Below are 21,777 nucleotides of genomic sequence, written 5' to 3'. Positions count from 1 at the left end.
ATACTGAGCAATATCAAAACAGAAATTTGCCGGGAGAGGTTCATGCAATTTCATCTGAATGGATTTCAGCCGGGCGATCCTGAAATCGCCGATCTCGCCGGGCGCGTTCAGGCCTCGGGCGCAGCGGGCGCCGTGCCGGACGAGGTCGATGTCCTCATCGTCGGTTGTGGTCCTGCGGGCCTCACGCTCGCCGCCCAGCTTGCGCAATTCCCTGACATCAAGACCTGCATCGTCGAGCAGAAGCCTGAACGGCTGTTGGTCGGGCAAGCCGACGGCATCGCTTGCCGCACCATGGAAATGTTTCACGCCTATGGCTTCAGCGAGCGCGTGCTGAAGGAGGCCTATTGGGTCAACGAGACGACGTTCTGGAAGCCGGACGAACGCTCCCCCGAGACCATCATCCGCAGCGGCCGTGTGCAGGACGTCGAGGACGGGCTGTCCGAATTCCCGCACGTCATCCTCAATCAGGCGCGCATCCATGACGGCTTTCTCGATATCATGCGCAAAGCGCCGGCCGAGCTGGAGCCCTACTACAGCCGTCGTCTGGTCGATATCGAAGTCGATCGGTCTGCGGAGGCCAACGATCATGCCGTGACCGTGCGGCTCGAACGTGTCGATGCCGCGAATGAAGGAAAGATCGAGACGATCAGGGCGCGTCATGTCGTCGGTTGCGATGGCGCCCGCAGTACGGTGCGCAAGTCGATCGGCCGCGAGCTGCACGGCGATTCCGCCAACCACGCCTGGGGCGTGATGGACGTGCTGGCCGTGACCGATTTTCCGGACATCCGCTTCAAGTCGCTCGTCCAGTCGGCAAAGGATGGCAGCCTGCTGATCATTCCCCGAGAAGGGGGCTACATGGTCCGCATCTATGTCGAGCTCGCCAGGCTCGAGGCCGGCGAACGCGTCGCTAGCCGCAACATCACCGCCGATGACGTGATTGCCAAGGCGCGGCGCATCCTCAAGCCGCATACGCTCGAGGTGAAGGAGATCGCCTGGTGGTCGGTCTACGAGATCGGCCAGCGTCTGACCGACAAGTTCGATGACGTGCCGGAGGGCGAGGTCGCCAGCCGCCTGCCGCGCATCTTCATCGCCGGCGATGCCTGCCACACCCACAGTCCGAAGGCGGGGCAGGGCATGAACGTCTCGATGCAGGATGCCTTCAATCTCGGCTGGAAGCTCGCCGCCGTCATGCGGAAGCAGTGCGCGCCACACCTGTTGCATTCCTATTCGGCCGAGCGCCAGGCAGTTGCCAAGGAGCTGATCGACTTCGACCGCGAGTGGGCGGGAATTCTCGCCTCCGCCGCCAAGGCCGGCGGCGCCGACGCCGCCAGGACGCAGGACTATTTCGTCAGGCACGGCCGCTACACCGCCGGCACGGCCACGCATTACGGCCAGTCGCTTCTCACCGGCGCAGCGTCTCATCAGCACCTCGCGCAGGGCCTCGTCATCGGCAAGCGCTTCCATTCCGCCCCGGTGATCCGGCTTGCCGATGCAAAGCCGGTCCATCTCGGTCACGCCGCACAGGCCGATGGCCGTTTCCGCCTCTACGCGTTTTCGCCCGCCGAAGATCCTGCCGCCGCAGGCTCGGCCATTCGCGCATTGTGCAATTTCCTCGCGGACTCCCGGGACTCGCCGGTCCGGCGATATACGCCTGACGGGGCCGACATCGACAGCTTGATCGATCTGCGCGCGGTGTTCCAGCAAGGCCATCGCGAGCTCGCCATCGAGGCGATGCCGCCACTGCTGCTCCCGCGCAAGGGGCGCTATGGCTTGCGCGACTACGAAAAGATGTTCTGTCCGGACCTCAAGAGCGGCCACGACGTTTTCACCATGCGCGGCATCGATCGGACAGCCGGCTGCTTGGTGGTGGTGCGGCCCGACCAGTATGTCGCGAACGTGCTGCCTCTCGACGACTTTGCTGCGCTTGCGTCGTACTTCGACGGGTTCATGCTACAGGTGAACTGACCAACCGGCAGCTCTTGCGCGCGCAGTGTCGATGAACGGCGAATGAATATTGAACCGTGCGCAGCACGCGTTTCATTCTTTCGACGGATGAAGCCCTCCCGCACGGAACGCCCGTTCCGCTTGCGCGTTCCGACTCGAAAGAGGAGGAGCGCGCCATGAAATTCAAGAGCGTTTTAATTGCTGCATTGCTGCTCGCGCCAACAGCCGCACTGGCCGCGCCGGGCATCGTCACCGTCTCAACCGGCTTGCGCGCCGGGCCGGGCACGGGCTTTCCGCTGGTCGATCGCATCCCCGGGGGCGCCCGCGTCAACATCCATGGCTGCCTGCGCGGCAATGCCTGGTGCGACGTCAGCTTCTCAGACGATCGCGGCTGGGTGTCATCGCAATATCTCGAATATCTCTATCGCAATCACTACGTCTATCTGCCCGACTATGTCGGTGAGATCGACGTTCCCATCGTCCCCTTCGTGCTGACGTCGTACTGGTCGAGCCATTATGGCGGACGTTCCTGGTATCGCCGCCACGCCTATTGGAATAATTACTGGAGCTCGCATCAGAGCGTCGCGACGCGGATGACCATTGATCCGCGCGCGGCCCGCATCGGTCGCGCGGCGACTCGCGACGCGGCGAGCGCACTCGAACGTAGCGGCGTGCACGGTAAGGGTGCGGAGGCGATCTCCCGGCGTGATGCCACAACGGCGCGGCCGGACGCCGCCATCAAGCGCGATGCTGCGGCGACGGCCGACCGGACTCGCGCCGGACGCAGCGAGCGCATCGTGAATGAGCGCGCTGCCGTGCAGACCCGTGGTCCGCGTGAGGCGCAGGGGCGCATGATGCGCGACCATGCTGCGGGCCGCGCCGCAATGCGCACGGAGCCGATGACGCGTGCGCATGAGGCGCCGCGCGTTTCCGCCGCGCCTGCGGCTCGACCTGCGATGCCCCACGTGGCCCAGCCTAATGTCAGCCATGGTTCACCGACGAACGCTCATGCCCAGATGCCGGCGCCGCGCGCGGCGGCACCTGCAATGCCGCACCCCGGCGGCGGCGGTGCTCCCCACATCAATGCCGCGCCCCCTGGCGGCGGTGCACCGGTCGGCGGCCCCGGCGGCCATCAGAAGCACTAGCGTAGTATGAAAGCCCGGCCCTGGCGCCGGGCTTTTCCACGCCATGTTGAGGTCGCGACAATTTAATTCGGTTTTTCGGGGGAAGATTTCATCGATCGTAACATGTCTACCCAAAGGTGTAAGCATCCACTCGGGGCAGCGGGGCACGGGAGGATGACATGAGACAGAGCCAGGCGGTGTCTCGCCGCCAAAATGTCGCGAAGCGTTCGATGACGAAAGAGGCCAAACAGCTGACCGGCCTGATTGCCGGATTGCGCGAATCCCTCGAAGCGATTCAAAAGGAACGGACGAGCATGAAGCTCACCGGCGCCGAAATGGGTTTGCTCGACGAACGCCGGAACAACCTGCTGCTCACTATAGCAGCCCTCGACGATCGCCTCTCAGCCGTGCAGGGGCTGATCGATCTCGGCCGCCCACACATCATCCGCGTGCACTAAAGCGCGATGCGATTTGGATGAATCGCCATCGCTTTAGGTTGTCGTTTAAGCATGATCTTTTCGGAAGACCGCGCACTTTTCCGGATCATGCTTTAGCGAAGCTCGCGCATGGGACGATCGGTTCCATTGCTGATGTGACCAGCCGCCAGAGCCATGCTTTGCGGATGGCACCAAATTGCCACGCTCCCGGCGAATTGCCGCCAAAGCCCGCTGCCACGACGAGGCCGGGTGCAGGGCGACGCAAGGGGATGCGAATTGGCCTACAGAATGGTCGCAGAACGCGACAACGAGAAGTGCAGTTTCGACCGCGAGAGCCGGCTGCTCATCGTGGCAAAGGCCAAGGTGTGGGCGAGCGAGGGGTGGCGGGTCGTCATCACCGATCAGGACGGTAAGGCCTACGCACCGCCCGAATTCGATCAGCTGTCGGCGGCGTGACCGCAGGCCGGGGCGAGGGGCGACATTTGAGATCACTGTTTCGACCGGGACGCGACCGGATCGTGCCCGTGATGAGTGCAGCCGCCGTCGTCGTTCTCACGGCGACGGTCGCAGCCGCGCAAAATCTCGACGCCGGCAAGTCGCCAGCCAAGCTCTTCGCTGACGGCTGTGCGAGCTGCCATCGCAGTCCGCGCGGCCTTGCCAAGGGTCGCTTCAGCCTGACGTTGTCCTGGTTTCTGAAGGACCACTACGCGACCAGCTCGGACTCGGCCAGGGTGCTTGCCGCCTATCTGCAGTCAGTCGACGAGCCGCCGCCGCGCGGGCCGGCCAAGCCCGCCAAGAAGCCCGCGCGATCCGCGCCGCGTCCGCCCAAGCCGGTGCAGACCCAGTAGGCTGCCACCTCCTGCTAGCCGCGTCGATAAGTCTGAGCGAGCAGCCTTGCGTGCACGGCGCGAAGATCGGCGCTCATGCGCGTCTGTGCCGTCGTGACATAGGAGAGGACGCACAGCGAGGTCGGCAAGAGTTTCTCGGAAGAGACGCGGAGCGAGGCGGAGATCGCGGCCTTTGCGCGATGATTTTCAGAACTCGCCGGATGCCGTAGGCTCGTAAGCCGGATGGAGCGCCCCCTCCATCCGGGCTACGATTGCCCTGCTTGTGTCGCTCGACAATAGACCCTACGGACCTCCTTCATGCTTGTTATCTCCATTCAAAGCCAGGTGGTCCACGGCCATGTCGGCAACAGCGCGGCCGCCTATGCCATGCAGGCGGAGGGTGTGAACGTTGCGGCGGTACCGACGACCCTGCTGTCCAACCATCCGCGCTACCCGAGCCTGCGCGGGCGGGTGCTGGAGACCGAGCTCGTCGCCGACCTTCTGAAGGGTGTGGAGGAACGCGGCCTCGTCGACGAGGCGGCCGTGCTGGTGACCGGCTATCTCGGCTCGCCGGGCAATGCCGCCGTGATCGCCGATTTCGTCGAGCGGGCGCTTACGCGAAATGCGAAGCTCGTCTATCTCTGCGATCCCGTGATCGGCGATGACGGCCGCGTCTATGTCGCCGAGGGCATTTTGGACGTGGTCCGGCACCGGTTGCTGCCGGCAGCGGACCTGACGACGCCGAACCAGTTCGAGCTCGAGCTGCTCTCAGGCCTCACGATCCCTGATGCGCGGGGCCTGCGCGTCGCGTGTGCGGCGCTGGCGGCGACCGGCCGCATCGATGTCGTCGCCACCGGTTGCACGCTCGCCGACACGGCGGCGGGGCAGGTGGAGACGATCCTGTGTGCCGACGGGCGATTGTCGCGCTTGGCGACGCCGCGCCTGCCGATCCGCCCCTACGGCACCGGCGATCTCCTCACCGGTCTGATCGCGGCGCATCTGGCCAAGGGCCAGGCGATCGAGGCAGCGGTGCGGCTCGCGGTCGAGACGATTTTTGCGGTGTTGGTGCGCACGCAGGACGCCGGCACGGCCGAGATGCGGCTCGTGCCGCTGCCGACGCCGGGCCGCGCACCGTAAGGGTGTCAGGTCGCGCGCTTGCCGGTCGATTGCGCCGATTTCTGCGGCTTCGCGGGAACCCTCTGCTCGCGTGCGGCCTGGGCCTTTGGTGGTTTTGCATGGGCCGCGGCGCGCATCACCTTCCTGGACTTCACGCTGGCCACTTGCTTTCCGTCGCCCGTGCCACGGCGCGAGATGTATTCCTGGCCGTCGACCGGGCCGACATGCGGCGGATCGCGACCGAGATAGGGCCGGCCGATGCCGTACGCCCTGCCGTTGGCGTCGACCCACTTCCACAGGATTTCGGTCGAGACCCAACGCTGCGCGCGATTATTCCCTTGGGTGCTGACGATGTCGGCGGCCATGCCGTGGCCGTAGCCGCCGCGCGTGCTGCCGCCATGATACGAACGGTCGGAGGCGGCCTTCAGGCCACTCGCGATCGACTGGCGATAATCGTCGCGGAACGCACTGGTGATCCCGGGCGAGAGGCCGACGGCTTCCGCGGCAAGCAGCGTGCGAAACAGCTTTCGCTTGAAGCTCTTGTCCATGCCGCCGATGACGTAATCCATCATTGACATGCCGGCGTGCTCGGCCGCCTTCGGATCCTTCCAGCCGAAATCCTCATCGACCAGCTTCGTGAAGCTGCGCATTACCGTGATTGTCTTGCCCTTGCGCTTGACGGTGACGGCACGGCGCGCCTGGACCTTGATCGAGTCCTCCTTTGCGGTGCGCTGATAGAGCGTCCAGAGATAGCGATCGATGCACGCATCCATGACGAAGCATTCGTCGAGCACGGCGACGGTGTCGGCCGGAGGTGATGCCTTGCTTACGGGCGTGACAGGGCCGCTCGCGATCGCCGCGGAGGACAGCGCGTCCGTCATTAGGAGCTCGGTGGGATCGGCGGATGCCAGTTTGACTGGCTCCGGCGCCGCTGCCGGCGCCGCCTCGATGACGACGGGCTCTGGTTCTGGCGACATTTGTGGCGCGAGCGGTGCCTCGGTCAGCAAAATCAGCGCCGGATCGGCCGCGGCGAGCTTGACGGCGGGGGCGGGCGTCTCAGTGATCGTCGGGACCGGCGCCGCGGCGACGGCAGCCGCGATGTCGGTGGTCAAGGCGATGCCGTCCTCGATCGTTGCAGCGCGCGGCACGTCGGCGAGGTCGAGGCGGCTGAGATCCTTCGCGCGCGAAACGGCGGCCGCATTGGCACCGCTGTTCTCGATGAGGGCAGGAGCATAGGCGGAGAGAGAAAGCGCTAGCCAGCCGGCGAGCACCGCCGAAGGGCAAGTGACCGCCACTAAAAGAGACCGCCGATCGTTCATGATCCCTGCCTCCAAACGGTTCTGCCCGAACCCGTCTTGTCCGGACAGTCATGATGCAAACAGTCTGACGAAAACAGTCTTGCACGGAAAGGCACGCAGCGCCTTGATTGTTCGGAGGATGGTGTGGCGGCGCAATAGCGCAAGTTGGCGAAAACCGGCTTTTCGAGCGGGTGTTGCTGAGGTGCAACGCGAGTTCCATTGCGGTTCCCGAGGGGAAACTTCGCTACCCGTTACGCGCAACTTTGTTGCGGCTGACGCGTTTGGTCGCCCATGACGCATTCCTCGCTTCGTTCCATGGACGCCTTCGACCCCACCGAGCCCGCCATCCTGCACGATCGCCTTACGGACACGATCATCACCTGGACCGCTGAGCAGGCCGACGATTACCGGCAGGCCAGCCGCAGGAGCGACGATGGAACCGTAGCCTGGAAGGACTATCTGTTCGATGGCTGGGGCAATGTGCTCGGTGGCTGAGCACGTCCATAAAACCGTCATGTCGCGGCCGACCGTGATTCGGGCAACTCCCTGTACGCGTTAAACATATCGCCATGCGTCGCACGCTATATTGCGATGCAACAAAGGATGTCGCATCGCAACAAAACGGGCCTAAATATGCTCCGACACTTCCCCTCAGGAGCATTACCAATGAACAAGAAGACTCTGTCGATCGCCGCCGCCATCCTGACGATCGCGGGCAGCACCGCGGCTTTCGCCGCCGAGCTGCCGACTTACGAGGCCAACGGATTTCCGGTCTCGCCCCTACAGGTTCGCGTGCTCGGTGCCGCGCATGTCGAGCAGCAGATTGCTGCGCCGACCAGCGTTGCCTCGGTCCACCAGGCGAAGGTGCTCAGCTCGCGCAAGGTGAAGACGGCCGACGTCACGACCAGCGCTGCCCGCTGATCTGAGATCGCGTGACGGCAGGTGGGTTCCGCCTAGAGGCGGGACCCGCTGCCGCATCAGACTTTTCGACATCGACACTGCCTGTGTATTTCGCGCCGGCGCGCGGCGTGCGATGTCTCGGCACGATGAATTGACACCGATGCGCTGATTGAGAATCCGGCCGCGAACAAGTTCGCGTGAATGTGCCGGTTATGTATCCCCGTTCATAACGGGCGTGATCCATTTAACAGTTGCTTTGCACAATCGCGTTGCTTGATGCGACGGCCGCATTCCCGGCGGCCAATTTTTGAAATCATAATGGAGACCGTCATGCCCGTTGCGCAGAAAGCCGTTGTTGCCACCGCTTCGCCGCGTGCGTTCATTCTCAAGCACACCGCCCTGTTCGCCGCCGCCGGGCTGTTCGTGTTCGTGCTCTGCCTGACATACGGCCTCGATCTCAGCCCGGGATTTTTCTAGGCCCTCCGCGTGCCAGCCCTGCAGCGCCGTGGGTTGAGCCGATCGGCGCGCTGGCCTAAGCCTGATCGATGGATCAGCGGACGAGCGGCGCTGACGCTCTTTCTCAAAACAACGATGCAGCGCCGGCACTGCTCGGCGTGGTCTGCGGCCTTGCCGCGGCGCTGTTCTGGGCGCTCGGCTTTGCCGGCACGCGGCACGGGCTCAAGGTCGGCTTCACGCCGGTCGATCTGCTGGTGCATCGCTATGTCTGGTCGGGCATCGCGTTCCTGCCGCTGGTGCTGCGCGCCGGCATTGGCGATCTCTGCGGCATCGGCTGGAGCAGGGGCCTCGTGCTGATGGTGCTCGGCGGCCCCGTGATGTCGCTGATCTCCTACACCGGCTTCCTGTTCGTGCCGCTCGGCCATGGCAGCGTGATCCAGCCCTCCTGCGCGACGCTCGGCGGCCTGCTGCTCGCAGCACTGGTGCTGAAGGAACATGTCTCCGCCTCGCGCCTTGCCGGCGCGATCGTCATCGTCGGTGGCCTCGGCGTGATCGGCGCGGAATCGATCGGCCATATCGGTGCCGACGGCGTGCTGGGCGATCTGATCTTCGTGCTGACGGGATTGATGTTCGCCGGCTTCGGCGCAGCGCTGCGGCACTGGCGCGTCTCGCCCGTGTCGGCCGCGCTCGTCATCAGCGTGCTGTCGCTGCTGCTGCTGCCGGTCTACATCGCGACCGTCGGCCTTGCCCATGTTGCGGCGATCGGCATCACCGAGAACGCCATCCAGGCGCTGGCGCAGGGCGTGCTCGCCGGTCCCGCCGCGCTTTATCTCTACGCCGTCTCTGTCCAGCGCCTCGGCGTTGCCCGCGCCGCGGTGTTTCCGGCCTGCGTGCCGGCGCTGACGCTGCTCACTGGCTGGCTGCTGCTCGGCGAGGCGCCAACGCTATTGCAGGGCGCGGGGCTCGTGACGGTGCTGTGCGGATTTTATCTGGCGCAGCGGCAGCGCTAGATCGCTGCGGATTCTGCGCGCGTCAAACAGGAAGGCCGCCCGAGGAGGGCGGCCGCTGAAGTCTGAAAGCCTGTGATGCAATCGAACAGGTGAACCAACAAGCCAGCCCCGGGTTGAAAAAATAGATACGCGCTAGAAACGCCTGCCCGGCATCCGTCAGCTTACACAGATTTGCGACAGCGATAAGAACATTGTTTGTTCCCGCGCAGGAACCCGCAACCCGCAATGGCGCGACGCGCGGGCTGTCTTGCCGCTACGCCTTTCTCACGAACTCCGACTTCAAGTTCATCGCGCCGATGCCGTCGATCTTGCAAGGCGATGTTGTGTGTCCGTCGCAAGGGAAAGCTGCCGACGCATCGCGCCGCCATCCCCTGCCGGTGCGATATCACCGAAGCAGTGTGCCTCTTCATCGAATCTCGAAAACAACCCCATGCACAGTAGGCACATCTTGATAACGCTCCGCAATTTCGGTAACGCCGAACAAGATTTGACCCGTCGGGCAAAACGGTGGCATGATGTCTTGCTGGCGATGGTAGGTGACGAGGAGAGCCCTGCGTAGGATGAAGCGTCAGCGAAATCCGCCCGCCGAGCGTGCGGCATCATCCCGGATTTTGTTTGCGCTCCATCCGGGCTAGGTTCGCCGCACAAACCTCGCAGCGAGTGCTTCATGACCTTTCTTCTCAACATCGACGTCCCCGATGTCGCGCAGGCCACGACGTTCTACACCGAAGCCTTCGGCCTCACGGTCAGCCGCCGCTTCGGCACAGACTTCGTCGAGCTGCTCGGCTGGCCCGCGCCGGTCTATCTCTTGACCAAGAAGGCCGGCACGTTAGGTGCCGGCGCCGACCGCCGCCGTTACGAGCGGCACTGGACGCCCATGCATATCGACGTCGTCGTCGACGATGTCGATGCCGCCGTCGAACGCGCGTTGCGCGCCGGCGCGATCCTGGAGGTGCCGGCGAGCGATGCGCCCTACGGCCGGATCGCGATGCTGGCCGATCCGTTCGGGCACGGGTTTTGTTTGCTGGCGTTCAGCGAGCAGGGGTATGACGCGTTGGTGGGACGTTCGTAGTTCGTGATCTACGCTCGCTAACGGGGCGACATGCCAAAGAAACTGAAGACTTACCAGACCTCGCTCGGCTTCTACGACCAGGCGATCGCCGCGCCCTCGATGAAGGCGGCGCTTCAGGCCTGGGGCGCCAGCTCCAACCTGTTCCATCAGGGCGCCGCAACGGAGACTGACGATCCTGACATCGTCGCGGCGACCATGGCGAAGCCGGGTGTCGTGCTCAGGCGTCCGGTCGGATCCAACGGCCCGTTCACCGAAAGCGCCGAGCTGCCCACCGATCTTGCCGAGGACGACGCCAAGCCGAAACGTAAGCCCAAAAGCAGGACGACGTCGAAGCAGCGTCCGGCCAAGTCTGCAAAGAAACCGCCCCGCAAGGTCGACGAACAGGCGGCGCGCAAGGCTGCCGCCGCGTTCGAGAAGGAGGAGCGGCGGCGCGAGGCCGAGCGCCGCAAGGAGGAGGCCACCCGTGCCAAGGCGCGCGCACGCCGCGACAAGGCGGCGGCCGCGGCCGAGGCGGCGCTGAACAAGGCAAAGCAGGAGCACGAGGCGCGAACCGAGGAAATCGAGGCCGCCCGTGCCGCGCTGGACCAGCGGGCCGAAGCGGAACAGGACCGCTGGGACAAGCAGCGGATCAAGCTGCAGGAGGCTTTGCGTCGGGCGCGCGAGTAGGGCGCGCTAGCGCTTTGACCAATTTGCATCGTCTCGCTGCGGCGGATGCGCGGTTCCATCCCTATATGAGCTGATGTCTCATACAGGTTCTCCATGCAAGAAAAGTCCCCGAAATCCGCAAGCCCGATGCTCGTGCGCCCGCGCCGCGCGGCCCCGGTTCTGGTGTGCCGGAAGTGCCTCAAGCGCAGCGATGAGGGCCGCGAGGTTAGGCGTGCGCTGAAATCCGAACTGAAGGCGAGCAAGCGCGACGGCAACAAGCCGGCAAAGCTGATCGTGACCGCATGCTTCGGCCTCTGCCCGAAGAAAGCGATCGTCGTCGCGAGCGGCGCCAGTCTGGCGCGGCAGGAATATGTGCTGGTTGCGGACCGCGGCCAGGTGGCGCGGGTTCTGGAATTGTTGGACGGCGAAGCCGGCGGGTGACGTGCGATCTGCGCCGCGCGATGAGGCGAAGCGGGCAGCAATTTCTTTACCATGGCGATGTGCCTGAAGATATCGACGCGGCGTAGGGCCATCCGGGCCACGACCGTTAAAGCGCCGGAGCGAGCGCCTCGTCCTTCGAGACGGCGCTGACGCGCCTCCTCAGGATGAGGCTAAGCGGCAATGGCGCCTGCCGAAGCTGTTGCCGCGCACTCAGCCCTAATCCTGAGGAGCCCGCTCAAAGCGGGCGTCTCGAAGGATGGCCGCAGAAAAAAGTTCGCGCGAAATTTGCTTGCCTTGCCGCCCGTCCTTTTGCACTCTTCGTAGCGAATGGAGACCCAACGCATGACAAAAAAGACCGCCGCCTGTGCGCTCGGAACCGCCCTGGTGCTGTGCAGCCTTGCAACATCAGGCGCTGAAGCCCGGACGCGGAAAGCCGTTGTCGTTCGCGCACCGCAAGAGCGGCTCATCGTCACCGCGCCCGTGCTGAGGCCGACGCCGTGGGATTACAACGTCGTTCCGCGCTATCGCTATCGCCCCGAGGACGACAAGGTCGATCCCTACGGCCCGCCGCTGGTGCCGTCCTATGTGCGCTACGAGGGCTGGCGCTGGCCGTATTGGTGGTAGGCATCCACGCGGAATGATGGGTGCGTGGCAGGGTGGGTAGGCGGAGCGAAACCCACCAATAGCCCTCGCGGAAGGTAAGTCTACTCAACGGCCTATCGAGAGACGCCGCGGTCCCACATGAACTATCTGGATCTCATGGACGACCGACGCCCGCCGGCGTCCTTCGATGCGATTCGCGCGCTCGAACAACATATCTGTGCGCCGCTGCCCGCACCCTACAAGGCGCTGCTTGCGCAGTCCGATGGCGGCGGCTTCGAACCTTGCGGCGTCGAGTTGCCCTGGCGCAACGACCGCACCGTTCTGGACGTGCTGTTCACAACCCATCCGACCGATAGCTACGGCGTCATCGACAATTACGATGTGTATCGGAGCATGAATCGAATCCCGCGGCTGAGCTGCCCCTTCGCGCCTGATCCAGGCGGTGACCTGTTCCTGCTCAGTCTGGAGCAGGACAGCTATGGCAAGGTGTTCTACTGGGACCACGAGCGCGAGCCACCGGACGGTGGCGAGATGTTCGCCGACTTCCCGAATACAAACGAACTCGCGCCCGATCTTGAGACCTTCATTCTCGGTTTGGGTGAGGCGTGAAGGACTGGCCGGTGGTCGAGCATCTGCTGGTGAGATCGGCTGCGTCGTTGTTTTCCGGGGGAGGGAACTAAGCTGTGGCTGGCCCGTTGCATCCACGACACATTCCCTCCGGAGAACATCATGAACAAAATTGCAATCGCTTTCGCGGTGGCTACAAGCGCGCTCCTTGCGACTGCCGCTTCGGCAGCGCCTCTCGTTGTTGATCAATCCATAGGCTCGGATAGCGACATTCAGAACGTTCGCATGGTCTGCAACGAAAACGGCCGCTGCTGGCGTGAACGCGGCCAGCGACGGGTCATCGTTCGCGAGTCCTATGGGTACGCTCCTCGCGAGCGCTACATTGAGCGCCGTGGCTACGAGGACCGCGGCGGAATCGGCTTCAGCGCTCCCGGCGTGAGCGTGGGCATCGGCGGCAGCCGCTACTGAGCTTAACAACCACAACTTACTGAAGGCCGCGGCGAAATCCGCGGCCTTTGCGCGTTTCGGCCCTGGTGTTCATGCAAACCGAACCGGGCTGAACGGCAAAAAGGGCGGCTGTTAAGCCGCCCTTGGGTTTGCGCGTGATCTGATTGCGCCTAAAGCGCGGATGCGATTAGGACGAATCGCCATCGCGCTTTAGGTTTTGTTTCAGCATGACCTTTTCGGAAAACCGCTGCGCACTTTTCCGGATCATGCTTTAGCCCTCGATGATATAGACGATCTCGTGGGTGTGCGGGCGAAGGATCACGTACCTGCCGTGCACCAGGATGAACTCGTATCCGCGCCACTCCGGATAGATTTCGACAATGCGGCTCGGCAACGCGTGATAACGGACGCTGGCCGGGACGACGGTGCCGATCGACAAATTGAAGTTCACGTTGGTGACTTCCTCGACCTTTTCCTGCTTGATGGCCGAAGTGATCTGGGTACGCTTTTCGGCGGGAGGCGCCGCGACTGCCGTGGTAGCGGCATTGCCGGTCGTCTTGCCCTCGGGCGCCGAAGGCCTGCTCTCGGCGGTCGGGCTCTTGATGTCCTTCGACGTGGTGGCCGAATCGGGCGCCTTTGTCGTCCCATCCGACTTCATCTCGCCGGTCGTCTTCTTGTCGGCTGTCGGCTTCATCCCGTCCTTCGAAGTGGTCGCCGGGGCCATTGTTTCCGAGGTCTTCGGCTTGCCGTCGGCCTTGACGTCCCCGACGCGCTTTGCGTCAGGCGCGCCCTGTGCGTGCTGCGGCGTTGCCTGTGCCGGCGAGCCGTGAGGGGCCGCGGTGTCAGCCTTCGGCGCAACGGCGGCGGGAGCCTCCGCGCCCTTTGCTCCGCTCTGGTTGGCGCCTTGAGCCATCGCAACACCGATCGCAGCAAACAAGGCTGCAACGGCGACAGAAACCATCAAAGTATGTCTCATCTGATCTTTTCCAATTCATTTGAATATGATGCCGACAAACGTCAGCCATGGGGAGCGAACGGCCTCGAGGAGCTGAAGTTCCGGTTCTATTTCTGGTTTAATGACGATTGGGAGCCACGATGCAGGAATACAGTGGAAAAAGGAGTGATCGCGAGCCGGCGGTGTCCAATCTCTACGTGTCGGCTCGGGCGCGACCGTAAGATTCAAATATAGGTTGTATTCGGACGGAACCCTTGGTCATTGCAGCCGTTGTGTCAGTGAGCCCCGGCGGTGCGTAGGATCGCACGTCCGAAAGATCACCCGAACCCCGCACCTTCAATAACGACACCGGTCGCGTTCCGAGAGCCAGTCGGCCCGGCGCGAAGCGTCAGCTTCCGTGCGTACCAACCGGAAATCGCCATGGATCGCCCCAACGTTCGCATCGCCATTCAGATCGACCCCGGCTGCAGCCTGGCAATCTGCAACGAAATCGGAGACCGCCTGCGGGTCAGCCTCCGCGGCGAGCACGACCCGTTACCGCGACATCTGACGATTCTCGTCGAGCAGATTGCGCAGATCAGCAGCCATTTGAACCAACCGAGTGAGGTCACAAAATGAATATGTCCGGCGAAAGCCTTTTGGTCATCTTGGTCGTAGGTCTCGTCGCCGGCTGGCTGGCCGGCCAGATCGTCCGCGGGACCGGCTTTGGGATCGTCGGTGATATCGTCGTCGGAATCCTGGGCGCGTTTGTCGGCAGCTGGTTGTTGCCTCAGCTCGGCGTGCATCTCGGCAGCGGCACCATCAGTGCGATCGTCAACGCCACAGTGGGTGCGGTGCTGCTGCTCCTCGTCGTCCGGTTGGTTCGCGGTGGCGGCGGATGGGGAAGCAGCTGGCGCGGCAGCTGGGGTCGGCGCTGGTGACCCATACCCAGGCGGCAGCATCAGGCGCCGGCGCCGGTGAGGCGCGGGCGAGGAAGACGCCCGTGATCACCTGCGGATCGGTGCCGGCATGCTAAACTTTTCGAACGGATCTTTTTCACCTGAAACGATCGACGTGATGAAGGCTGCGCTGGACACGGCGGTTGCGTCACTGCCTGCCCCGGTCAGCTCCGCGCACATTCAGGCCATCGCGGAAACCATCCTTCGCACCGCGAAGGATGGCGAGCGGGACCCCATGATCCTGCAGCGCATGGCGCTGATGGAGCTTCAGATCTCGACGCGTTATTGACATCTAGCGGCGACGGTCTTCGCCACTTCTTCAGCCCGGCTTGCGTCCGTTGATCGCGTGCGCGCGGGCGCTGTAGGTGATGCGGCCGTCCGTGTCTGCGGGCAGGCGCGCCCTCACGCGCTGCATGAGTTCGGTGACATCGGCCGCCGGCATGGCTGCGATCACCGCCGTGGTGGAGGGGGCCTTCGTCTCCAATTTCCAGAATTCGTCGAAATCGGCAAACGTCCGCTGCACGGTGATCTCGCGGGTCGCGATCTGCTCAAGCCCGGCCGCGCTCCAGAAACCCTGAAGCGCCGCAAGGCTGGACGCTTCCACGTGCGGACGCGTCGGCGACAGCCCCATCGCGCGCATCTCGCCAAGGATCGGATCGAGCGGAAATCCGCCGCCCAGCATGTCCCACATGTAGGTCGCTACTAAGCCGCCGGGACGAACGACCCGCGCCAGCTCCGCGACAGCTTTCGATGCATCCGGCACGAACACGAGAACCAATGCCATCACGGCGACATCGAAACTTGCCGCCGGAAACGGTAGCGCCATGGCATCGCCCGTTTGAAACACGGCGCCGCGTGCACCCGGACGCGTGCGGGCAAAGGCGAGCTGGCCCTCCGAGGGATCGATGCCCTGCACATCGCCGGGGGCGCAGCGCTCAAGGATGAGCTCGGTGAAGGCGCCGCTGCCGCAGCCGACATCGATCCAGCGCAGCCCCTGGGCCGGCCTCAGCCAGTCGAGAAAGACCTCGCCGACCGAACGGCTCCAGACGCCCATCATCTGCTCATAGGCGGCACCGTCATCGAAGCGAAGCTCGGCCATGCAACAGCTCCCTCGGCGTTTCAGCGCGGCAATGCGCGGGCGGCGAGGTTAACACATTGGTCATGTCTTTGCGGTCATTTTCGCGACCTCAGTCAGCAAAGAGGTACCATGTCCGACATCACCATTCCCGGCGGCAAGATCCGTTCCTTCGTCGAGCGGATCGAGAACCTCGACAGCGAAATGCAGGAGTTGAGCGAACAGAAGAAGGAGATCTTCGCGGAAGCCAAGGGCGAGGGTTTCGACGTGAAAATCCTCAAGGAGATCATCAAGCTGCGCAAGGAAGACAAGAACGAGCGCGACGAGCGCGAAAGCCTGCTCGACCTCTACATGCGCGCGATGGAGACGGCATCGCCGGAGCAGGCGAAAGCGGCGTGAGACGATCGGGTTGATCGGCGAGGAGAGGTGGCCGCGGTCTGAGATTGCGGCTACCGGCCCTTGATCCTTGCGACCGCGGCAGCTCCAGCAGTCGCATCAAGCGAGTAGAACATGTAGGGCGTGTTATGCCTGTTGCGGCAGGGGACAGGCCGTCCGGTGACGCCCATCGAGGCAATATTGAACGTATCCATGTTGATGTTCACGATCGGCCCCATTTCGAAATAGTGGGACATGCCGGGCTGCACGCGAATCTCGGCCTCGCACCCCACTGAATCCATGGCACCAACGACCGTGATGGTGTGTGGCCCTGCCGGCCGATCGACGAGGATGTATGTGGCAACGGCGAGCTCGCCCACCACTTTGCCATCGACCTTGATGTCCGGTTTGCCAAGCCGGCTCAAAACGCTGGAGTGCCGGATGAAGTAGATGTGGCCCTGCCGCGTGTCCGATGCCTGGTTTTGAGCGAAGGCGGAGGTCTCTGAGGCGGCTTGCAGCAACACCAAGCGTGCTCAACGCAAAAATCGAATTGAGCATCTTATTGAACGACCGAGTGGTCCGCGCGGACCACCCGCATTCAAGTGTCATCATACTGCGCCCCAAACCGGTTCATGCAAGCATCAGTTGGAGAGCCTACCAATCATTTCCGCGCGCGGGAAGACGAAGTATGGGTAGACATCTTCGGCTCGCAGGATGGGTCAAGCGAAGCAAAGCCATCAATAGCCGTCGCGGAATGATGGGTTTCGCAAGGGCTCTACCCATCCTACGGGCTGCTTCTTTGGCAACGAGCCGGCAATCAATAGCGGTTGCCACTTCCCTTTTGCTGCGTGATCCAGTCCGACAATGATCTCGACGTCGATTTCGCAGTCCGGCCCGGCGATGTCTTCGCGTTGTCGCGAGCGCCTTTGGTCGGACGCGCGCGCAGCGCTTCCGTTGCGCTGACGCGCTTCGGGGCAGACATCGATGCCTCCGCGGCTTCCTTCTCGAGGCGCAACTGTTTCAATCGCGCCATCTTGATGCGCTCTGCCTCGACTTCGGGCCGCTCGGAGAGCAGCGGCTTGTGCTGCGCAAGCTCGCCCGGAACCAGGACACCGAGTATGGTCGTCTCGCCGAGCGCCTTGCAGGCCTCTAACCGATGCAGTCCCTCGACCAGAACGAGGCGGTCTCCGTCTAGCCGAACGGAAATGGGCTCCTGCTGCCCGATGTCCAGCATGCTTTCCGCGATCTCCCCGACGATCTCGGGCTTGATGGCCTTCTTCTGCTTCGTGGGAACGAAGATCTTCTCGATCGGGAAGCTTTCCGGTTTGGGCATAAGTTGACTCCGCTTCTACCGGGGCCGTCGGAACTCAAGCCGGCGGAGGTCTGAGTTTAGAAGGGAAGGGCTCGACCGCAAAGGCTATTCGGCTCTTAGGTGGGTTTCGCTCTTGCGAAACCCATCATGCTTGTTGATTAGGTGGTAATTAGTATCGGTTCGCTCCGCCGAAGGAGGCGAGAAATGTCCAAATATGATCCGCTTAAAAGCCGATTGACCGCATTCCGGGAAGACTCACTGGCTCTATCGTTCGAGGAAATCGAAGCCTTAATTGGGCACCCACTTCCGCCCTCTTCTCGTGACTATGACGAGTGGTGGAGCAACGAAGATCCTGAGAAAACGACTCACTCGCAGAGCAAGGCCTGGGTAACCGCCGGTTTCACTGCCGAGGTCGATCGATTGCGCAGACATGTAACATTCCGGCGCAAATAGCGAGCGAGCGATGACGCGCACGGTTACGTCATCGGTTGAGGCCTATAGCAAGGCGCCGGTGTAGAGAGAAAGTCTCTCGCGAGTTGATCTCCATGCTGGTCAACGATCGCTCGAGCGGCGGGAATAAGTTCCGTGAGAGATCTACGGAAGTCATTAAGGGCAATTGGTTCGGCTGGGAATGGCGGATCGATGCGCCGAACGGCCGCTGGGCTCAATAGAAGTCGTGCTTGGTTGGTCGCAGACAGGGATTGCAGGCGCATCGCTGCGAAGATCACATCGTTCCAGGCTAGTTTACCACCGGAATTCAGTTGTGCTTCTGAGACAATGTATGGGTCGTCGCCGCAACCTATGCTCAGTACATCGATCTGATCACGTTCAAGATTAAAGCAAATCAGAGCCTCAACAACCGCCAGCATAATGGGATTGTTAGCCCACACACCTCCATCTACCAGCGTGTAGCCCTCGTGCTCTAAGGGGCGAAAGAAGGTAGGTGCAGCGGAGGTTGCTAGGGCAACCTTCACCATAGGCTCTAAGCGATCTACCCTATAGTCGGCGTGGTGTGGTGTCTTGAATACGAAGACTTCGCTGTCCCTCCCTTCGAAAGCGGGAATACAAAGACGGACAATCGAATCTCCAAGGAGCTTCGCCCCTAAAACATCCAGTAGGACGTTCTCCAAGGCATTTCGTTCATAGTAATAGTGAACAAGATTTCGAAACGCTTGCAGATTTCTGCGAACGCTGCCGCGTTCGGGAAAAATCTCTGCGCCGCGGTGTGAGTACATTTCGACGAGTTCTGACGCCCTCAGGCCAGCTCCAAGGCCGAGCGCGATAATTCCCCCGGTTGACGTGCCGGTCACCAAATCAAAATGCTTGGTGATTGGCTGGCCGTCCAGAAACCGCTGTTCGAGCTCGGAGAGAACAGTTGCAGAGAACAGGCCTTTAATGCCGCCCCCATCCAGAGATAAGATCCGAAAACGCCGACCCTTCGGCCAATCCTGTGGAATTCAACGTTGCGGAATCGCGCCCTTCGAGCGTGGGTCTCCGGGTCCGAATAAGTCGGCAGGCTTAGGCATTCTTTACGTCTCCTCGGCGGGTGTCGGCCAGGTCCCAAGAATTCGCCCGATATCTGCCAGTACTCGAAAAACAGCAACCATTCCGAGGTCCACGGGATGATCGTCTTCGCGATCGACATCTCCGGCGTCCAGAACATCTCAGCCGGATCCCACAAGCACAGCGCTGGCCAAGCAGGATTGCGATCATTCCAATAAATGTGCGGCAGAAGCTTCTCGTTCACCAACATGTCCCCGCCGATGAGGGGATCGACCACGTGGACGGTCACGTAGTTGTTTGCAAGAATCCATCCGGTGAAGATCGTTTTCGCAAAGTGGACGATACGGACGCGGTAGCTCTTCGAGGCCGGTTTGAGCGGCCCTTCCCATACGGCGATCCAATCGGCATGTGCAGTCAGCCGGAAGTCGGGAAAGACGCGCCGAATCTCGCCGTCTTGCTCATTGATGGTTCGGTAAGTCATCGGGGTGATCGCCGAAGAATCGGTGCGGCGGCGCCGAGAAGGCGACGCTCGGTGCCGCTGCGCCGCCGGCCACGGCGGCTGAGATAGTCGCCTTGCCCGGCATGAAGCGGCTGCCGTTCGAGCCGACGTCCTTGCCGACGCGCAAAACGTGGTCCTTCACCGCGGATCGCGCTGGCTTCTCGCCGAACAGATCCTCAAGGATTTGCTGCATCTCGGGCAGACGGATTTCGCCGCTGAGCCGTCGTAGCTTGCCGGTGAGGTCGCCTAGTTCGCGAATTAAGATGGCTTGGTCGCTCAGGTCGGTGGGCCAGCGGTCCGTGAGGATGTCATCGTTACACACCGGGTTGCTGGCGAAGACCTTCTCGCCGTGGTCGTGCGCCTCCCCAAGGATGGCCAGCATGCTCTCGGCCTGGAAACAGAGCTCCTCCACCAGCGACTTCGCCCGATTGGCATGATTGGCCACGTAATAGGCGAGCAACACCGAAGGCGGCAGCCGCCGATTCGGGTGCCGCTTGTCGTAGGCCAGGTTGCGCCAGCGTTTGATCAACTGCAGCGCGATGACGGCACGCGACTTCTGGTATGCCGGACTCTGCTGTGGCACGGGGACAGCGTCTGCGCGCTTTGAGAGGATCGCGCGCTCGCGATCGTAGTCCAGTGACCGTCGCTCGAAGAAGTTGCCGAAATCCTGATCCGGCGGGGTCTTGGACATGAACCACTGCGCGAACCCATGCGGGTTCGCGAACAGGGACTTCTTCGCCCACGGCTCCTCCGGCTTCGAGTGGAAGATAAGTCCCGTCTTTTCGATAGTGCCCGGGAGGCGAACGGTGGGGGTCACGTCGAGATGCATGCCGTCGTAATTGACGGTGCTACAGCGAGTCTTCCGATCGGTCTTGAGGTGGTAGCGCGAGCCGCGCTCGCCGCGGATCGCGTCGTGCAGTGTCGCGAGTGCATCTTCGGGGTCGACGTCGGCGCGGAAGGCGAGGTCGGCCATGACGTCGATGTCGAATTCGTCATCACTGGAGTGGCGCGCGACGGTGGCGCCGATCGCGAAGCCGCCCTGCGTGTAGAAGTCCCGAACATAGCCCTTGAGCGGGCTATCGTCCCGCTCGAGCCAATCGTTGATCGCGTGGTAGTGGTCGACGGCGAGCTGGTAGTCGGTCGGACCGAGTTGGATCCGGATCGCGACGTCCGCCAGCATGACGTCCATCGTGGAGTAGTTCGCGATCTGACGCAGATAGCGATCGGAATAATTCATATCGACGCTCCTCTACAACTCTAGCTTCAATTCCTGTTTCGTTCCGCGCCCCAGTACCGCTAAAACCATTCGGTGTAGGAACGCTACGTTACTGGACCTCGTCGCCGTCTTGGAACCGGTCGTACACCGTGTCGCAGGCTTGGCACATGAACTTGTGGCCGACGGGGAAGAGCTTCTGCTGACCGCAGCAGGAGCAGACCTCGTTCAAATACGAAGTTTGCGGAGGGACGGGATTTGACGACAAGATCTCCTGAACCTCGTCGGCGATCTTTTGGACCCGCGCTGCAACCACCGGTCTCGCCAGCTCCTCCTGCACCTGCTCGAAGTAAATGCGCGCGGCAATCAAGCTCACGCCGGCCTGTACGGATACCTCGTCTGCCGAGGAGAGTACGCGCGCGGTAGCGTCGTTGATAAGGAACGCCCCGCCGAAGACCATGGCCTGGTGCTCGGCGGACTTGAACTTTGGGATCCAGGCGGGGGTCGCATTCCCCACGCGACGCCGTGGAAGCGTCGCTCCCTTTAACAGCTGATCGATGTGAAGAACGGCGTGGCCGAGCTCATGGGCGATGGTGTATCGCGCATAGCCGTCACCCATGAACGCCTTGTGGCGGATCCGCCTTGGAATCTTCACGACGATGCATGTGCCGTCGTAAGTGGTCAGCCCAGAATCGTCCGGGAGCTCGGCATCGGACACGACTTCGAACCTGAACGGCTTTTTCCCGCGAACAGTCCAGATCTCGTTGACCGATTCGAGGTCGAGGGGATCGACCCGTTCGGAGTTCTCCCAGCCCAGAGAGCTGCGCAGAGCCTTCGCGTGCCCGTGGACTTCGAGGTCCCGCAGCGGATCGACTATGAAATCGTCACTCGACATCGAATTGACCTCGTCGAAACGAACAATTCTTCATCAGTGGTGCCTCGGGGCACCTGGGCCATTGGCCCGGCTCAAACGTCGCCGGCGAGAGGCCAATCAGGCCTCTCGCCGGCTGGAAACCCCGC

30 protein-coding genes and 1 pseudogene are annotated in these 21,777 nt (G+C 62.6%); 21 read left to right on the top strand and 10 right to left on the bottom strand.

Annotated elements, in window-relative coordinates; all coding sequences use genetic code 11:
* Nucleotides 1–42: 42 nt before the first annotated feature.
* The 6 genes from IVB28_RS17155 to pdxY all read left to right on the top strand — a co-directional run bounded on the left by IVB28_RS17155 (nucleotide 43) and on the right by pdxY (nucleotide 5,469).
* Nucleotides 43–1,965, top strand: coding sequence for an FAD-binding monooxygenase (locus IVB28_RS17155; RefSeq protein WP_247527692.1), 1,923 nt, complete (start codon nucleotides 43–45; stop codon nucleotides 1,963–1,965).
* Nucleotides 1,966–2,120: 155 nt separating this feature from the next.
* Nucleotides 2,121–3,089, top strand: coding sequence for an SH3 domain-containing protein (locus IVB28_RS17150; RefSeq protein WP_247527690.1), 969 nt, complete (start codon nucleotides 2,121–2,123; stop codon nucleotides 3,087–3,089).
* Between the two features lie 158 nt (nucleotides 3,090–3,247).
* Nucleotides 3,248–3,526 (top strand): hypothetical protein, encoded by a 279-nt coding sequence (locus IVB28_RS17145; RefSeq protein ID WP_247527688.1) that lies wholly within the window; start codon nucleotides 3,248–3,250, stop codon nucleotides 3,524–3,526.
* A 228-nt stretch (nucleotides 3,527–3,754) separates the two neighbouring features.
* Nucleotides 3,755–3,961 carry a hypothetical protein gene (locus tag IVB28_RS17140; protein ID WP_346730741.1) on the top strand — a complete coding sequence of 69 codons (207 nt, stop codon included), beginning with the start codon at nucleotides 3,755–3,757 and terminating at the stop codon, nucleotides 3,959–3,961.
* Between the two features lie 71 nt (nucleotides 3,962–4,032).
* Nucleotides 4,033–4,353, top strand: a complete 321-nt coding sequence (locus IVB28_RS17135) for a hypothetical protein (RefSeq protein WP_247527686.1) — start codon at nucleotides 4,033–4,035, stop codon at nucleotides 4,351–4,353.
* Between the two features lie 297 nt (nucleotides 4,354–4,650).
* Nucleotides 4,651–5,469 carry a pyridoxal kinase gene (gene pdxY, locus IVB28_RS17130; RefSeq protein WP_247527685.1) on the top strand — a complete coding sequence of 273 codons (819 nt, stop codon included), beginning with the start codon at nucleotides 4,651–4,653 and terminating at the stop codon, nucleotides 5,467–5,469.
* Between the two features lie 5 nt (nucleotides 5,470–5,474).
* Here pdxY and IVB28_RS17125 read toward each other — a convergent pair whose 3' ends face one another.
* Nucleotides 5,475–6,767, bottom strand: a complete 1,293-nt coding sequence (locus IVB28_RS17125; protein WP_247527684.1) for a hypothetical protein — start codon at nucleotides 6,765–6,767, stop codon at nucleotides 5,475–5,477.
* A gap of 270 nt (nucleotides 6,768–7,037) precedes the next feature.
* On the opposite strand from IVB28_RS17125, the gene IVB28_RS17120 reads away from it, so the two are divergent.
* The 4 genes from IVB28_RS17120 (at nucleotide 7,038) to IVB28_RS17105 (ending at nucleotide 9,112) form a co-directional block, all read left to right on the top strand.
* Nucleotides 7,038–7,241, top strand: coding sequence for a hypothetical protein (locus IVB28_RS17120; RefSeq protein WP_247527683.1), 204 nt, complete (start codon nucleotides 7,038–7,040; stop codon nucleotides 7,239–7,241).
* Nucleotides 7,242–7,412: 171 nt separating this feature from the next.
* Nucleotides 7,413–7,667, top strand: a complete 255-nt coding sequence (locus IVB28_RS17115; RefSeq protein ID WP_247527682.1) for a hypothetical protein — start codon at nucleotides 7,413–7,415, stop codon at nucleotides 7,665–7,667.
* Between the two features lie 309 nt (nucleotides 7,668–7,976).
* Entirely contained in the window at nucleotides 7,977–8,123 is a 147-nt protein-coding gene (locus tag IVB28_RS17110; RefSeq protein ID WP_247527681.1) for a hypothetical protein, read from the top strand.
* 68 nt (nucleotides 8,124–8,191) lie between these two features.
* On the top strand, nucleotides 8,192–9,112 hold the full coding sequence (locus IVB28_RS17105; RefSeq protein ID WP_247527680.1) for a DMT family transporter: 921 nt from the start codon (nucleotides 8,192–8,194) through the stop codon (nucleotides 9,110–9,112).
* A gap of 253 nt (nucleotides 9,113–9,365) precedes the next feature.
* On the opposite strand, the pseudogene IVB28_RS17100 reads toward IVB28_RS17105, so the two are convergent.
* Nucleotides 9,366–9,446: pseudogene (locus IVB28_RS17100) on the bottom strand (PhnA domain-containing protein); the annotation flags it as partial.
* A gap of 333 nt (nucleotides 9,447–9,779) precedes the next feature.
* Here IVB28_RS17100 and IVB28_RS17095 point away from each other — a divergent pair.
* The 6 genes from IVB28_RS17095 (at nucleotide 9,780) to IVB28_RS17070 (ending at nucleotide 12,908) form a co-directional block, all read left to right on the top strand.
* The gene (locus IVB28_RS17095; protein ID WP_247527679.1) at nucleotides 9,780–10,184 is read left to right on the top strand and encodes a VOC family protein; all 405 of its coding nucleotides are present in this window, start codon (nucleotides 9,780–9,782) and stop codon (nucleotides 10,182–10,184) included.
* A 30-nt stretch (nucleotides 10,185–10,214) separates the two neighbouring features.
* Nucleotides 10,215–10,850, top strand: coding sequence for a cell envelope biogenesis protein TolA (locus IVB28_RS17090; protein ID WP_247527677.1), 636 nt, complete (start codon nucleotides 10,215–10,217; stop codon nucleotides 10,848–10,850).
* A 93-nt stretch (nucleotides 10,851–10,943) separates the two neighbouring features.
* On the top strand, nucleotides 10,944–11,270 hold the full coding sequence (locus IVB28_RS17085) for a hypothetical protein (RefSeq protein ID WP_247527674.1): 327 nt from the start codon (nucleotides 10,944–10,946) through the stop codon (nucleotides 11,268–11,270).
* Between the two features lie 342 nt (nucleotides 11,271–11,612).
* Entirely contained in the window at nucleotides 11,613–11,894 is a 282-nt protein-coding gene (locus IVB28_RS17080) for a hypothetical protein (protein WP_247527673.1), read from the top strand.
* A gap of 117 nt (nucleotides 11,895–12,011) precedes the next feature.
* On the top strand, nucleotides 12,012–12,482 hold the full coding sequence (locus IVB28_RS17075) for an SMI1/KNR4 family protein (protein WP_247527672.1): 471 nt from the start codon (nucleotides 12,012–12,014) through the stop codon (nucleotides 12,480–12,482).
* 120 nt (nucleotides 12,483–12,602) lie between these two features.
* The gene (locus tag IVB28_RS17070) at nucleotides 12,603–12,908 is read left to right on the top strand and encodes a hypothetical protein (RefSeq protein ID WP_247527671.1); all 306 of its coding nucleotides are present in this window, start codon (nucleotides 12,603–12,605) and stop codon (nucleotides 12,906–12,908) included.
* Nucleotides 12,909–13,158: 250 nt separating this feature from the next.
* Here the strand turns inward: IVB28_RS17070 and IVB28_RS17065 are convergent, their stop codons facing one another.
* Nucleotides 13,159–13,863, bottom strand: a complete 705-nt coding sequence (locus tag IVB28_RS17065; RefSeq protein WP_247527670.1) for a DUF1236 domain-containing protein — start codon at nucleotides 13,861–13,863, stop codon at nucleotides 13,159–13,161.
* Between the two features lie 399 nt (nucleotides 13,864–14,262).
* On the opposite strand from IVB28_RS17065, the gene IVB28_RS17060 reads away from it, so the two are divergent.
* The 3 genes from IVB28_RS17060 (at nucleotide 14,263) to IVB28_RS17050 (ending at nucleotide 15,069) form a co-directional block, all read left to right on the top strand.
* Nucleotides 14,263–14,460 (top strand): hypothetical protein, encoded by a 198-nt coding sequence (locus IVB28_RS17060; RefSeq protein WP_247527669.1) that lies wholly within the window; start codon nucleotides 14,263–14,265, stop codon nucleotides 14,458–14,460.
* Nucleotides 14,457–14,762: a GlsB/YeaQ/YmgE family stress response membrane protein gene (locus IVB28_RS17055; RefSeq protein ID WP_247527668.1), complete on the top strand. Its 306-nt coding sequence runs from the start codon at nucleotides 14,457–14,459 to the stop codon at nucleotides 14,760–14,762. The genes IVB28_RS17060 and IVB28_RS17055 overlap by 4 nt, the downstream gene beginning before the upstream one ends.
* 88 nt (nucleotides 14,763–14,850) lie before the next feature.
* Nucleotides 14,851–15,069, top strand: a complete 219-nt coding sequence (locus IVB28_RS17050) for a hypothetical protein (RefSeq protein ID WP_247527667.1) — start codon at nucleotides 14,851–14,853, stop codon at nucleotides 15,067–15,069.
* 30 nt (nucleotides 15,070–15,099) lie between these two features.
* On the opposite strand, the gene IVB28_RS17045 is transcribed toward IVB28_RS17050, so the two are convergent.
* Entirely contained in the window at nucleotides 15,100–15,879 is a 780-nt protein-coding gene (locus tag IVB28_RS17045) for a methyltransferase domain-containing protein (protein WP_276576213.1), read from the bottom strand.
* Nucleotides 15,880–15,987: 108 nt separating this feature from the next.
* On the opposite strand from IVB28_RS17045, the gene IVB28_RS17040 reads away from it, so the two are divergent.
* A complete protein-coding gene (locus IVB28_RS17040; protein ID WP_247527666.1) occupies nucleotides 15,988–16,254 on the top strand; it encodes a DUF2312 domain-containing protein in 267 nt (88 codons plus the stop codon).
* Between the two features lie 50 nt (nucleotides 16,255–16,304).
* Here the strand turns inward: IVB28_RS17040 and IVB28_RS17035 are convergent, their stop codons facing one another.
* On the bottom strand, nucleotides 16,305–16,754 hold the full coding sequence (locus tag IVB28_RS17035; RefSeq protein ID WP_247527664.1) for a DUF2846 domain-containing protein: 450 nt from the start codon (nucleotides 16,752–16,754) through the stop codon (nucleotides 16,305–16,307).
* 293 nt (nucleotides 16,755–17,047) lie between these two features.
* On the bottom strand, nucleotides 17,048–17,563 hold the full coding sequence (locus IVB28_RS17030; protein WP_247527662.1) for a ParB N-terminal domain-containing protein: 516 nt from the start codon (nucleotides 17,561–17,563) through the stop codon (nucleotides 17,048–17,050).
* Between the two features lie 183 nt (nucleotides 17,564–17,746).
* On the opposite strand from IVB28_RS17030, the gene IVB28_RS17025 reads away from it, so the two are divergent.
* The gene (locus IVB28_RS17025) at nucleotides 17,747–17,995 is read left to right on the top strand and encodes a hypothetical protein (RefSeq protein WP_247527661.1); all 249 of its coding nucleotides are present in this window, start codon (nucleotides 17,747–17,749) and stop codon (nucleotides 17,993–17,995) included.
* A 23-nt stretch (nucleotides 17,996–18,018) separates the two neighbouring features.
* On the opposite strand, the gene IVB28_RS17020 is transcribed toward IVB28_RS17025, so the two are convergent.
* The 4 genes from IVB28_RS17020 to IVB28_RS17005 form a co-directional block, all read right to left on the bottom strand.
* A complete protein-coding gene (locus IVB28_RS17020) occupies nucleotides 18,019–18,930 on the bottom strand; it encodes a CBASS cGAMP-activated phospholipase (RefSeq protein ID WP_247528571.1) in 912 nt (303 codons plus the stop codon).
* Entirely contained in the window at nucleotides 18,849–19,526 is a 678-nt protein-coding gene (locus IVB28_RS17015) for a hypothetical protein (protein ID WP_247527660.1), read from the bottom strand. The genes IVB28_RS17020 and IVB28_RS17015 overlap by 82 nt, the downstream gene beginning before the upstream one ends.
* Nucleotides 19,504–20,781: a nucleotidyltransferase gene (locus IVB28_RS17010; RefSeq protein WP_247527659.1), complete on the bottom strand. Its 1,278-nt coding sequence runs from the start codon at nucleotides 20,779–20,781 to the stop codon at nucleotides 19,504–19,506. The genes IVB28_RS17015 and IVB28_RS17010 overlap by 23 nt, the downstream gene beginning before the upstream one ends.
* A gap of 88 nt (nucleotides 20,782–20,869) precedes the next feature.
* Nucleotides 20,870–21,652, bottom strand: coding sequence for a hypothetical protein (locus tag IVB28_RS17005; RefSeq protein ID WP_247527658.1), 783 nt, complete (start codon nucleotides 21,650–21,652; stop codon nucleotides 20,870–20,872).
* Nucleotides 21,653–21,777 lie beyond the last annotated feature (125 nt).

Source organism: Bradyrhizobium sp. 199 (assembly GCF_023073355.1).
Lineage (GTDB): Bacteria > Pseudomonadota > Alphaproteobacteria > Rhizobiales > Xanthobacteraceae > Bradyrhizobium.
Note: the sequence above shows the minus strand (reverse complement) of the source record. Positions and strands in the feature narration are given on the sequence as shown.